We start from the raw sequence: 13,659 nt of genomic DNA on the forward strand, positions 1-13,659 counted from the left end.
TGATGATTTCTAAACTTTCTATAATAATCCCTGCATATAATGAAGCCTTAACGATACATTTAATTTTAAATAAGATTATAGATGTTAATTTAATAGGCAGTATTAAAAAGGAAATAATTATTATTAATGATTATAGTAGTGATGATACTAAAACTGTTGTAGATAATTATATTAATACTCATGGAGAAGAAGATATAAAACTCATTTCTCAAGATAAAAACTATGGAAAAGGAGCTGCTATTCATAGAGGCATTAAAGAGGCTACAGGTGACCTAATTATAATACAAGATGCCGATTTAGAATATAACCCAAATGAGTATAATGATTTGCTTAAACCAATATTAGATGGATTTGCAGATGTTGTTTATGGTAGCCGATTTAAAGGAGGACATCCACATAGAGTATTGTTTTTTTGGCATAGTTTAGGAAATAAATTCTTAACGTTTATTAGTAATATGATGACTAATATGAATTTTACAGATATGGAAACATGCTATAAATTATTTAGAGCAGAACATCTAAAATCTTTAAAATTAAAGGAAAAACGTTTTGGATTTGAACCAGAAGTAACTGCCAAAATATCTCGAATAAAAAATATAAGAGCTTATGAAGTTGGTATAAGTTATTATGGAAGAACTTATGCAGAAGGAAAAAAAATTGGATGGAAAGATGGAGTTCGAGCTATTTATTGCATTTTAAAATATAAATTTTTAAAATAACTTAAGGTTTCAAAACTCAGTATGAAGTTTTTAATCATTTCACATGTAGGACATAAACAAAAAGGTAGCCAATGGTTTGCCTACGCGCCATATGTACGTGAAATGAACATGTGGTTAAATCATGTAAGTGAAGTTGAAATAGTAGCTCCCAAAATAACAGATACTATTTCTCCAATAGATATAGCATATAAAGGAAATAAAATAAAACTAACTCAAGTACCTTCTATTGCTTTTGTAAATCCTAAAAAGGCAATAATGTCATTATTTAATTTGCCTATAATATTATTTAATTTAATAAATGCATGCCGTCGTGCAGATCATATACATTTGCGATGTCCAGGGAATATTGGCTTACTTGGATGTATTATTCAAATTTTTTTTCCAAAGAAAATAAAGACAGCAAAATATGCAGGAAATTGGGATCCTAAAGCAAAACAACCTTTAAGTTATAACTTCCAAAAATGGTTGTTATCTAATACATTACTTACCAGGAATATGCAGGTTTTAGTTTATGGTGAATGGGAAAAACAAACCAAAAACATAAAACCTTTTTTTACAGCAACTTATAAGCAATCAGAAATAGTATCTATAGAAAATAGAGATTATTCAACTGTTTTAAATTTTGTTTTTATTGGGAGTTTAGTAGAAGGTAAGCGTCCATTGCTAACAGTCAAAATTATTCAAAGACTAATAGATGAAGGTATTATAGTAAATTTAGATATGTATGGAGATGGTGTTTTAAAAAACGATTTGGAGCAGTACATTCTTAGTAATAACTTATCTAAATTTGTAAAACTGCACGGAAACCAATCTAAAGAAGTTATACAAGACGCTATAAAAAAAGCACATTTTTCTATCTTGCCATCTAAGTCAGAAGGTTGGCCAAAAGCCATTGCAGAAGCTATGTTTTTTGGAGCAATACCAATAGTTACTAAAATCTCATGTGTTCCTTATATGTTAAATAATGGACAACGAGGATTATTAATAGAACCTAATTTAGAGAAAGCAGTTATTGAAATTGTAAATGCCTTAGAGAATAATGAAGAATTAAAAAATAAATCTCAAGCTGCTAAAGACTGGTCGCAACTTTATACTCTAGATTTGTTTGAAAACGAAATAGCTAAACTTATTAAAAATAATTAAAACTTAGTGCGAGTACTACAATTAATAGATTCTTTACATGCAGGAGGCGCAGAACGTGTAGCTGTAAGCTTAGCTAATACTTTAGTTAATAAAGTTGAAAAATCGTATCTATGTGTTACTCGTGAAGAAGGTTTGCTAAAAGAAACTATAGTTGATGAAGTTGGTTATCTATACCTTAATAAAAAATCAACATTAGATTTTAAAGCTATTAAAAGTCTAAGTAAGTTTATTAAAACTCAAGAAATACATATAATTCATGCGCATTCTAGTTCTTTTTTTATTGCTTCTATTATGAGAATGTTAAATAGTAAATTGAAGATTGTATGGCATGATCACTATGGGAAAAGTGAATTTTTAGAAGAAAGACCAAAAAGTGTTTTACGATTTTGTTCTCGTTTTTTTAATCATGTATTTAGCGTAAATATCATATTAAAAGTTTGGGCAGAGCAAGTTTTAAAGGCCAAAACAGTTAGTTATTTACCTAATTTCGCAGTAAAAAGTGAAACAGAGAACATTACAGATTTAAAGGGCGAATCTGGCAAACGCATAGTATGTTTGGCAAACTTAAGAAAACAGAAAGACCACCATAATTTATTAATTGCTTTTAAAGAAATAAAAGAAAAATATCCGCGTTGGACATTGCATTTGGTTGGTAAGGATTTTAAAGATGAATATTCTCAATCTCTATATAGCTTTATAAAAAAAGAAAACTTAAATAATCATGTACATGTTTATGGTAGTTGTCCAGATACTTTTGCTATTTTAAAGCAAAGTACCATTGGAGTTCTATCTTCATCTTCAGAAGGATTGCCTATAGCATTATTAGAATACGGTTTAGCAGGGTTACCTGTAATTGTTACTAATGTTGGAGAGTGCAATCAGGTACTTTTACAAGGAGCACTAGGGCAAATAGTACCTTCAAAAAATGTAGATTTGATGTACAATGCTATTATTAAGTATATTGAAGATCCTAATTATAGAGAGCAACATGCAAAGGCATTTAAGCAACATATAAACGATAATTACTCAGCTAATCATACTGTTGAAAAAGTAAAACAAACCTATTTAGAAATTTTAAATTACTAATGAGTTTATTTAAAGATATAAAATTAATTGGTTTCCATATTGCGATTGCAATAGCTGTTTATACAGTACCAGTAATTTCTAATCTTTATCTAATAGGTATTTTTATAACCTTTTTTTTTAGAATAATTAGAGTAAAGGAAAAAGAGCGTACGTTAGAAATATTATTAGCTTGTGGTTATGTTGTTGGTGCAGAAGTGTTTATTAGAATGACTGGAGGTAGTATTTTATATGAAGCTTCTAAGTACATGGTTATTTTCTTTTGCCTAACTGGAGTCATCACTATAAGAATCTCTCAAAATAGTTTTATATACATACTTTACTTGTTATTACTTATACCAGGTATTTTTGTTGCCGGATTAAACTTAGGCGCAAATACGGTTATTAGAAAGGCAATAGCATTCAATTTAAGTGGTCCAGTATGTCTAGGTATTGTAGCTATATTTTGTTATCGTAAAGCGATTAGTTATTCTAATTTTCATAAGTTATTATATTATATAACATTGCCACTTATATCAACAACAACTTATTTGTTTTTATATAACCCTAGTGTAAAAGAAGTTATTAATAGTACAGGATCTAATTTTGCAACCTCTGGAGGTTTTGGACCCAATCAAGTAGCAACTGTTCTAGGAATAGCAATGTTTGTTTTTACTGTTAGGTTTTTTACTAAATCACCATATAAATTATATAACCTTATTAATATCGTTTTGTTGGGGGTTATTTCTTTTAGGGCTATTGTTACATTTAGTCGTGGAGGTGTTTTTGTAGCATTTATAATGATAGCTTCATTTTTATTTTATTACTATAAAAAATCTAATAAAAAGAATAAAAAACGAACCCTTTATTTAGTAGCTTTATTTGTTGTGTTTGGAGGGTTTGTATGGGCGATTTCTTCTGCAGAAACGAGTGGTTTTATTGATAAACGCTATAATAATGAAGATGCTTTAGGGCGAGAGAAAAAAGATATTTCTACAGGTAGAGGAGATTTAATTTCCTTTGAATTAAATGAGTTTTTAGAAAACCCAATTTTCGGAATTGGAGTAGGTAAGGTAAAAGAAATAAGGTTAGAGGAAACAGGCATTGAAGCAGCTTCTCATAACGAAATGAGTAGAATATTATCAGAGCATGGTATATTTGGTCTCTTTGCTTTTAGTATTTTGTTTATCACGCCTTTGTTTTTAAGAATTAAAAATAGATCTAATATATTTTTCTATTCATTTTTTCTATTTTGGTTCCTAACTATTAACCATTCTTCAATGCGTATAGCTGCACCAGCATTTATTTATGGACTAAGTTTACTAAATATTATTTATGAAAAACCTATTGTACATAGGAAACAAATTATCGAAAACAGGTAAAACAGTTACCACTATTGAAACTTTGAGTGCTAATTTTGTGGCTGAAGGTTTTAAAGTTAAATCAGTATCTAGTATAGCTAATAAATGGTTTAGGTTTTTAGATATGTTGTTCGCTGTTATTAGGTATTCAAAATGGGCAGATTATGTACTTATAGACACTTATAGTACTCAAAATTTTTATTATGCATATGCTACAAGTCAATTGTGTCGTTTTTTCAAATTAAAATATTTACCAATATTACATGGAGGAAATTTACCAAAACGATTAGAAAATAGTCCTAAATTTAGCCAAGCTATTTTTAAAAATGCCTATATAAATATAGCGCCTTCAAAGTATACTCAAGACGCTTTTAAAAATCAAAATATTAATAATGTTTCTGTTATTCCTAATAGTATAATATTAAAAAATTATACTTTTAAACCTCGCGAAATAAATACGGTAAAATTACTTTGGGTACGGTCGTTTTCTAAATTATACAATCCTAAATTAGCTATTGATATTTTAAATAAACTTAAACATAGTAATATTGAAAGTGAACTTTGTATGGTTGGCCCAGATAACGATGGAAGTTTAGAAGAAACAAAACAATATGCAGAAGAGTTAAAACTTGATGTGAACTTTACAGGAAGATTGTCTAAAAAAGAATGGATTGATTTGTCTAAAAAGTCTAATGTTTTTATTAATACTACTAATTTTGATAATATGCCTGTGAGTGTTATAGAAACTATGGCATTAGGGTTACCTGTAGTGTCCACAAATGTTGGTGGGTTGCCGTATTTAATTAATAATAATGTTAACGGAGTAATGGTACCTGCTAATGATGCAGATGCTTTTGTAGAAGCGATTTTAAACTTAAAAAATAACACTAAAGTAACTACAGAGATGATAAAAAATGCTAGAAAAACAGCAGAACAGTTTCAATGGCATACAGTAAAAGAGAAATGGAAAAATACATTGTCGTAAAATTTGTTGTATTAGCTCTTTTACTTACTATCTTTACAATTGCTATTATATCTAATTAATGAATAAGAGTAGTATTCACTTTGAAATTTCAGAACGTAAAGTACTATTACGTATTTTCGACTTACTTTTTGTAGGTTTTGCTTTATATGGCTTAAGTCATGTCCCCGGATTCGATTATTTTACTATAAATGAGTATAATTGGAGATGGCTTATTGTGCTCGCCATTTATATAATGGGTTTTGGTACTATTTTCGAATTATACGATTTACAGAAATCTAGTAAAATGGAATCCGTTACAGGAACAGTGATTGTTACTAGTTCTGTTACTGTATTGTTTTACTTGTTAACTCCTTGGTTTACGCCTTCTTTACCAGAAAATCGTCTGCAAATTGTTTACTTTTTTCTTGCTATTACTTTGGCTTTGTTACTATGGAGATTGGCTTATATTAATTTTGTTTCTTCTGCTAGATTTTATAAAAAAGTTTTGTTAGTTGGAGAGACTTCTAATATAGAAAATATAGTAGATGCTTTTAAAAAAGCAGATCCAAACTATAAAATTATTGGATTTATTAATTGTGAAACTAAAAAACAAGATGCTATAAAGTTTAAAGGTGTTCCTGAATATAGACCTGAAGATATTCATAGCATAATTGCTGAGGAAAATATTTCTGAAGTAGTTATAGCTACTTATAATTCTGAAACAATTACATCAAGTATTTATACCGATTTAATTCATTTATTAGAAAAAGGATTTCCTATTAGAGAATATACGCAAGTATATGAAGATATGACCTATCGGGTGCCTGTTCAATTTGTAGGAAAAGATTTTTATAAATATTTTCCATTTAGCCGGAATAATAAAAACAAGTTGTTTTTAGCTTATAGGCGTATTTTTGATATTTTAATCTCTCTTACGGGCTTATTGTTTGGAATCTTATTTTTACCATTTATATTAATTGGAAACCTAATTGGTAATCGCGGACCATTATTTTATACGCAAGAACGTGTTGGTATGAATGGAAAACTTTTTGGTATTTATAAATTTAGAACCATGGTTACAGATGCTGAAGCAAATGGTGCCGTTTGGGCTAAAAAGAATGATTCTCGTATCACAGTTTTTGGAAAGTTTTTAAGAACAAGCAGATTAGACGAAATACCTCAATTTATAAATATTTTAAAAGGAGATATGAGTACTATTGGTCCAAGACCAGAAAGACCTATGTTTGTTAGTGAGCTCTCACAAGTAATCCCTTTTTATGAAACTAGGCATATAGTAAAACCAGGGCTTACAGGTTGGGCACAAGTAAAAGCGCGTTACGGAGCCAGTATTGATGATAGTTTAGTGAAATTACAATATGACTTATATTATATTAAACACCGTAGTTTTATACTAGATTTTAATATTATTATAAAAACGTTAAGCACAGTTATTTTCTTTCGAGGACAATAATAAGTTTATTGCGCTTGAGATTTATAAAATTTAATTAAATAAACATAACGAACTATAAGTGCAACTGCCAATGGAAATAAGGCAGGAGCAAAGCGTTGTACACCAACAATCCAATGAAGAGCCATTAAGCAAAGCATAATAATTAGCAATTTTATAAATTTAATAAACCAACGTTTAGCAATGGTTTTGTAAGCTTGGGATATTACTATTAAGCTAAAAGGGAAAGCCCATAGTAAATTATAATTAAAAGCAGTGGCTGTATGATCTGTAGCAAACCAAAGTAAAAGAATAAAAACACCAATAACTCCAGTTATTAAAAAGATTGAAACGTCTAACCATTTAGAACGTTTTTCTTTTTTGTTATCCTTATAAGTCACCCATAAAATAAATAAACCAACTAGACCTAAAATAAATATAGGACTCATAAGGAAATTTCCTTTTTTATAAGATTCAGTTGGAGTATAAATTACCTTAGATTTTTTAACTAAAGGTGTATCTGTTCCTTTAAATTTTGCTTTTTCAAAAAATTGAAAAACATTTTCAGGAAGAAACATATACTCTCTAGGTTCTGCTTTTTTATCAATAACAGAGCCTAAAGCGATATCTATTCCTAAACTTCCCCAAGAATTCCAATTTAAATTATTTTGTATTAGTGTTCTAAATGTTTCAGCCTTGTACACATCAGGATTAATGTATTCAATATTACTATTTAAAACACTTTCAGAAACATCTCGCATTTTTGTGGCACAATTATCATAAAAGAAATCATAGAGATAAGCTCTGTTTTCAGGTTTGTTATTGTTTACTAAATACCTATATAACTCACGCTTTTGATTTTCGTTTAAATTAAGTACTTGTTCTTTAATACTTCGGTTTTGTCTTTTATAAGAAAGAATAACGTCTTTACTTCTAGACTTACCCATTAAATACTTTAGTTTTCCTCTTGCAAAATTTGTGTAAAAATTGGGGTCCTCAAAATTATACCTTCCGTAGTCATATATTACATCAATATAGTCGTTTTTTACTCTAAATCCATTATGTCCAAAAGCATCATTTAAAGAGTTTCCTGGTCCAATAGTAATAATACTAATCTCTGTGTTTTGAGATGTTGTAGAAATTTGAGAAAAAGAAATGTAGCTAAAAAGAAAAGTTAGCGAGAGTATAAAATGTTTCATGGATACTTAAAAAAATCTATCTAAAGATACTTAAATCTAATTTCACAGAAAACACATTAGAATATAAAGCGACACTTTGATCTCCAATATCTGTAAAGGCATAATCTACATGTATTCCTTTGTATTTAAAGCCAACACCTAAGCTTGGTTGAAATGTTAAGTTTTCGCTGGTATCGTCTATTTGGAGTTCATTTTGAAAATTACCAACGCCTCCACGTAAATATATCATGTCTATATAGCCAAATTCAAAACCAAATGCAGGGTTAATACTGGCAAATGAAGTTGAAAAAATATCATTGTTTTCTTCAAAGCGAATATTTAAATCTAATTCGGCACGTAATGAATAATCATAATGAAATATATAGCTTTTAGAAATTCCTATTTGTAATTTTGGTATTGTTATTTCGGTACTCTCAGGAATTTCTTGGTTTTGCCCATCAATTGCATCTTGTATTCTTGCTAATGCTTCATCATCATAACTCCATGAATTATAAGTAGTCGTAATATCACGAGCCATAATACCAAATTTCCAGTTCTTTCGTGCTTCAAATTGAATGGCAGCATCTAATCCAAAACCCCAAGAATTTGCAAAATCCCCTATAACACGTCTTATTACTTTAGCATTTATTCCATAACTAAAACCTTGAACAGGTAAACGTCTAGAATAAGATAAAGTTACACCATAATCTGCTGTAGAAAAAGAGCTTACACGATCGTAATTAACAGCACCTTGATCATCTATAAGTTGAGTAGTATCTAAAATGTCGTCAACAGCAAAACGTATTACAGATATACCTAAAGCACTTCGGTCATCAATTGGCTTTGCAAAAGCTAAGTAATCATAATTTGCAATGTTTGCAAAATAACTAGAATGCATTAAAGCCAATTGGCTATCTTCTAAATTAACTAATCCAGCAGGATTCCAGTAGCCTGCATTAACATCATTAGTATTTGCAGTAACTGCATTACTCATACCCAATGCAGCAGCATCAACACCAATATTCATAAATTCATTAGAATATTTAGTTTGTCCATAAAGTGTCAATGACACTGTCACTATAACTAGTGTAAAAAGAGATTTCAATCGCAAATTTTTTACAAAGATGGTACAATTTTTCTATATATTAAACTTCAAATTAAATAGTATATTGTATTATCCTTTTTTTAGACGTAAATACTTTCCTATTTTTACAAAAAACTAACCAATGCAAATAAAAAGTTTTATACCAAATTTTGTAACGCTTCTAAATCTTTTATCTGGAAGTATTGCAGTATTATTTGCTGTTCAAAATCATTTTGTTACAGCAGCTTTGTTTGTTTTTCTAGGTATCTTTTTTGATTTTTTTGATGGGCTTTTGGCTCGTAAGTTGAATGTGCAGAGTGCTTTAGGTGTACAGTTGGATTCTTTAGCAGATATGGTTACAAGTGGATTAGTGCCTGGTATAATTATGTATAAACTAATTGCTATAGCTGTAGATGCTCCTGCGATGGAAGCTTCTAACGATTGGTCATTACATTGGTCTGGCTTTTCTATGGCTTTGGCTCCTATAATTGGCTTATTTATAACTTTAGCATCTGCATATAGGTTAGCAAAGTTTAATATAGACGAAGATCAACAAACTTATTTTAAAGGCTTGCCTACACCAGCAAACACATTGTTAATTATGTCTTTGCCTTTAATTATGGAGTTTCAAAATAACGATTTGTTCAATGAAATAATATTGAATAAATGGTTTCTAATTATTTTAACAATAGTGAGTTGTTATTTGCTTAATGCTAACATCAAATTGTTTGCACTTAAGTTCAAAGATTATAGTTTTAAAAACAATGCAGTGCGTTATATTTTTATAATTTTAAGTATAGTGCTACTAATTGTACTTCACTTTGCAGCAATCCCATTAATTATATTATTATATATTATTTTTTCTTTATTAAATAAAAAACATTAAACACCAATGGCAGGAATTATTTTTACACTTTTAATGCTTATAATGTTACAAGCAGTTTTAGGGTTCGATAACTTATTATACATTTCTTTAGAATCTAAAAAAGCACCAGAATCTGAACAGAAAAGAGTTCGAAAAGTAGGTATATTAATAGCTATTGTGCTTAGAATAGTTTTATTATTTGTTTTAGTTTCTATTATAGATTTTTTTCAAGAACCTTTTTCTTGGCTTACTGGTGAAATTGAAGATGTATTTAAATTTGCATTTAATGGGCATAGTTTAATTGTTTTAGCTGGTGGCGCTTTTATTATATACACAGCTATTAAAGAAATATGGCATATGATTGCAGTGCCAGATTTAAGTCATGATGTTGAAGGTGATAATAAGAAGAGAACAAAGTCTGCGAATGCAGTTGTTACTAGTATTGTTATAATGAATTTAGTATTTTCTTTCGATTCTATTCTTGCGGCAATAGGGCTTACTAGCGAAATAGAAAACCCTACAACTGCTTTTATAGTAATGGCAATTGCTATTGTTATTAGTGGTTTATTAATGTTAATAATGGCAGATAAGATTTCAGCGTTTTTGGCAAAAAACAGAATGTATGAAGTATTAGGTTTGTTTATATTATTTATAGTTGGAATTATGTTAATAACTGAAGGAGGGCATTTGGCTCATTTAAAAATCTTTGGAAATGAGATTGTTCCAATGAGTAAAACTACATTCTATTTTGTAATTTTTATTCTAGTAATTATAGATGTAGTACAAGGTCGCTATCAAAAAAAAATAATAGCAGAAAGTGAAATTATGGCAAAAGAATCTCAAGAGATTAATAAGTCTAATTAATTCTTTAGTTATATAGTAACGTTCTCTTGTAACATAAATCTCAATTTTATGTCTTACACAGATATAGTATTGCTAATTTTTATGACTAGGAATTATTGCAGAAAATGGAATGACTTACTTTCTTCGGAAAAAATAAATTAGTACATATAAAACAAATAGTTAGCGATGCTTATTTTATTTAAAATGTGATGAGATTAATTGTTTGTGTTTTTAGTATTAGGTTTACGTTTTGCTTTTTTTAAACTTTCATTTAGCATCCATTCGATCTGACCATTAGTACTACGAAATTCATCTGCAGCCCATTTTTCAATAGCCTTAAGCATATCTTCATTTATACGTAATGCAAAAGCTTTTTTCTTAGCCATTTTAATTTTTAATTAATTCGTTAAAATTAATACAAATTATTGATTTAATGTTCCAGTATTTAAAACAGGAGAAGCATCTTTATCTCCGCAAAGAATTACCATAAGATTACTAACCATAGCAGCTTTACGTTCTTCATCTAAATCTACAATCTGTTTTTTTCCTAATTCTTCAAGCGCCATTTCTACCATACTTACTGCGCCTTCAACAATTTTATGTCTTGCTGCGACAATAGCTGTTGCTTGTTGACGTTTTAACATAGCATTTGCAATTTCTTGAGCGTAAGCTAAATAACCAATTCTAGCTTCTAATACTTCAATACCTGCAATAGATAAGCGTTCATCAATTTCTTTTTCTAAAGTTTCACTAACTTCATTTACACTAGAGCGTAACGTAATATCTTCTGTATGTCCCTCATCTGCAAAATTATCATAAGGATACATACTAGCCAGTTTACGAACAGCAGCATCTGTTTGTACACGAACGAAATTTTCATAATTATCTACATCAAAAGCAGCTTTGTATGTGTCTTTAACTCGCCAAACTAAAATTGTACTAATCATAATTGGGTTACCAAGTTTGTCATTTACCTTTAAGCGTTCACTATCAAAATTACTTGCTCGTAATGAGATTTTCTTTTTTGTGTAAAAAGGAATGACCCAATAGAACCCATTTTTATTAATTGTACCAACATACTTTCCGAAAAGTAATAACACTCTAGAATTATTAGGTTGTACCATTAAAAATCCAAAAGCAATAAAAATGGCAATAAGAATAGGAATAATATAAAGTTTCTGTTTTGTTATAATAAGTGCAGTAATGCTACCAAAGAACATAATAAAGAAAATGAATAGCATAAGATATCCGTTAGCAGGTGTAATTATTTTTTCTTTTTTCATAATTATATATTTAATTTAAAATGATATTATTTTGATATCATAAAGATATAACTATATTTTTAATATTTACAAATTATATAAGAATATTTTTTAATATTCTTATTGAAGAGTGAAATGTATAAAGTATTTAAACTTATAGATATGGGATAACGTTAGCGGCTGAAATAGCATTTAACTTATCTAAAAATCTTTGAGAATAAAATTGTTCAAAATGAGTAAAACTACATTCTATATCTATAATTATTATTTTACTAATTACAGATGTTGTAAAAGGCCGTTACTAAAAAAAGTTAGTGAATGAAGAGCGTAATACTGAATAAGGATAAATATTATTTTATATAAAAAAGAAAATCCAATACCGCTTTGATATTGGATTTTTTTGTTTCTTATTTACCCTTGTAATTTAATTTATGTTTCTTTTTAGGGATACTATATAATAGTATTTACTGTATGTTTCATGTTTAAATCATTATTTATAAATAAGATAATAATACCTACTTACTATAATAACATCTATATAAGAAAACACCCTACTAAAAATATTTATTTTTTTATTAAGGGCTAAAAAATATTTATTTTTATAGAAGTTGTTCTGTTTTTTTTAAGCTTGAAATAGCTATATAATAATATAAATAACATAGTCTTTAATTTAATGTTAAAGCCCAACATTAAAAGTTAAGGGCACTTTTTTTGTTGGGCTAGTAATCAATAATTATAATACCTCTTGTAGTATTTCATTTATAAAATAAATGGCTATTAAATATTTCAAGGGATAAGTATCATAACCTAAACAATTTAAATAGAGTAATCCATTAAATATCTATTTATGTACTATGAACAATTAATAGCCTTTTTACCCTACTTTTTATAATGACATAAAAAAAAACAGCTTATTATTTTAAAATAATAAGCTGTTTTTTAAAGTATAGATTTTAATATTAATTTTAAAAGTCAATTTTCTTTTTACGGAGTTCGAAATTTTGTCCTAAATACACTTTACGAACCATTTCGTCTTCTGCCAATTCTTCGGGAACTCCAGCTTTCAAAATACCGCCTTCAAACATTAAATATGTTCTATCTGTAATAGCTAAAGTTTCTTGTACGTTATGATCGGTAATAAGAATACCAATGTTCTTTTTAGATAAACGAGCTATAATACGCTGTATATCTTCTACAGCCACTGGATCTACACCAGCAAAAGGTTCATCTAATAAAATAAAGTTTGGATCTGTAGCTAATGCTCTAGCAATTTCTGTTCTCCTACGTTCTCCTCCAGATAGTAAATCTCCACGATTTTTTCTTATGTGCCCTAAACTAAATTCATCTATAAGTGATTCCATTTTATGTAATTGCTCTTTTTTACTAAGCTTAGTAAGTTGTAAAACACTTAAAATATTTTCTTCAATGCTTAATTTTCTAAATACTGATGCTTCTTGGGCAAGATAACCAATACCATTTTGGGCACGTTTATACATTGGGTATTTAGTAATGTTTGTCCCTTCTAAATGAATACTACCACCATTTGGTTTTATTAAGCCAACAATCATGTAAAATGAAGTTGTTTTACCTGCTCCATTTGGGCCAAGTAAACCAACAATTTCTCCAGTATTAACTTCTAAAGAAACGTCTTTTACAACTTTTCGTCCACTATAGGACTTCATTAAATGTTCGGCTTTAAGTTTCATTTGTATATATTAGAATGTTATAAAA

Annotated in this window: 13 protein-coding genes; 8 read left to right on the top strand and 5 right to left on the bottom strand. The window is 28.7% G+C overall.

The genetic code is table 11. The annotated features are described in order from the left end of the window. Positions 1-2: 2 nt before the first annotated feature. From Q0997_RS10740 to Q0997_RS10765, 6 genes are read left to right on the top strand one after another with little or no spacing between them, the layout of a single operon-like run. Entirely contained in the window at positions 3-719 is a 717-nt protein-coding gene (locus Q0997_RS10740) for a glycosyltransferase family 2 protein (RefSeq protein WP_299888631.1), read from the top strand. A gap of 21 nt (positions 720-740) precedes the next feature. Then, entirely contained in the window at positions 741-1,862 is a 1,122-nt protein-coding gene (locus Q0997_RS10745) for a glycosyltransferase (RefSeq protein ID WP_299888633.1), read from the top strand. Positions 1,863-1,868: 6 nt separating this feature from the next. Beyond that, positions 1,869-2,948 (top strand): glycosyltransferase, encoded by a 1,080-nt coding sequence (locus Q0997_RS10750; protein ID WP_299888636.1) that lies wholly within the window; start codon positions 1,869-1,871, stop codon positions 2,946-2,948. Next, positions 2,948-4,306, top strand: coding sequence for an O-antigen ligase (locus tag Q0997_RS10755; RefSeq protein ID WP_299888639.1), 1,359 nt, complete (start codon positions 2,948-2,950; stop codon positions 4,304-4,306). Before Q0997_RS10750 ends, Q0997_RS10755 begins: the two co-directional genes overlap by 1 nt. Beyond that, positions 4,260-5,270 carry a glycosyltransferase gene (locus tag Q0997_RS10760; RefSeq protein ID WP_299888642.1) on the top strand — a complete coding sequence of 337 codons (1,011 nt, stop codon included), beginning with the start codon at positions 4,260-4,262 and terminating at the stop codon, positions 5,268-5,270. The genes Q0997_RS10755 and Q0997_RS10760 overlap by 47 nt, the downstream gene beginning before the upstream one ends. 58 nt (positions 5,271-5,328) lie before the next feature. Further along, the gene (locus tag Q0997_RS10765; RefSeq protein WP_299888645.1) at positions 5,329-6,720 is read left to right on the top strand and encodes a sugar transferase; all 1,392 of its coding nucleotides are present in this window, start codon (positions 5,329-5,331) and stop codon (positions 6,718-6,720) included. A 5-nt stretch (positions 6,721-6,725) separates the two neighbouring features. Here the strand turns inward: Q0997_RS10765 and Q0997_RS10770 are convergent, their stop codons facing one another. Together Q0997_RS10770 and Q0997_RS10775 are read right to left on the bottom strand one after the other, a co-directional pair. After that, complete coding sequence (locus Q0997_RS10770; protein WP_299888648.1) at positions 6,726-7,895, bottom strand: DUF4105 domain-containing protein; 1,170 nt, start codon at positions 7,893-7,895, stop codon at positions 6,726-6,728. Between the two features lie 16 nt (positions 7,896-7,911). Beyond that, positions 7,912-8,979 carry a PorV/PorQ family protein gene (locus Q0997_RS10775; protein ID WP_299888651.1) on the bottom strand — a complete coding sequence of 356 codons (1,068 nt, stop codon included), beginning with the start codon at positions 8,977-8,979 and terminating at the stop codon, positions 7,912-7,914. Positions 8,980-9,100: 121 nt separating this feature from the next. Between Q0997_RS10775 and Q0997_RS10780 the strand changes: the two genes are divergently transcribed. Further along, entirely contained in the window at positions 9,101-9,844 is a 744-nt protein-coding gene (locus Q0997_RS10780; protein ID WP_299888654.1) for a CDP-alcohol phosphatidyltransferase family protein, read from the top strand. Between the two features lie 6 nt (positions 9,845-9,850). Then, a complete protein-coding gene (locus Q0997_RS10785) occupies positions 9,851-10,687 on the top strand; it encodes a tellurium resistance protein TerC (RefSeq protein ID WP_299888657.1) in 837 nt (278 codons plus the stop codon). A gap of 194 nt (positions 10,688-10,881) precedes the next feature. On the opposite strand, the gene Q0997_RS10790 is transcribed toward Q0997_RS10785, so the two are convergent. The 3 genes from Q0997_RS10790 to lptB all read right to left on the bottom strand — a co-directional run bounded on the left by Q0997_RS10790 (position 10,882) and on the right by lptB (position 13,634). Continuing rightward, on the bottom strand, positions 10,882-11,052 hold the full coding sequence (locus Q0997_RS10790; protein ID WP_299888660.1) for an Arc family DNA-binding protein: 171 nt from the start codon (positions 11,050-11,052) through the stop codon (positions 10,882-10,884). Between the two features lie 36 nt (positions 11,053-11,088). Further along, positions 11,089-11,949, bottom strand: a complete 861-nt coding sequence (locus Q0997_RS10795; RefSeq protein ID WP_299888663.1) for an SPFH domain-containing protein — start codon at positions 11,947-11,949, stop codon at positions 11,089-11,091. Between the two features lie 944 nt (positions 11,950-12,893). Then, the gene (lptB, locus tag Q0997_RS10800; RefSeq protein WP_299888666.1) at positions 12,894-13,634 is read right to left on the bottom strand and encodes an LPS export ABC transporter ATP-binding protein; all 741 of its coding nucleotides are present in this window, start codon (positions 13,632-13,634) and stop codon (positions 12,894-12,896) included. Between the last annotated feature and the right edge of the window lie 25 nt (positions 13,635-13,659).

It is taken from the genome of uncultured Lacinutrix sp., from assembly GCF_947500325.1.
Taxonomy (GTDB): domain Bacteria; phylum Bacteroidota; class Bacteroidia; order Flavobacteriales; family Flavobacteriaceae; genus Lacinutrix.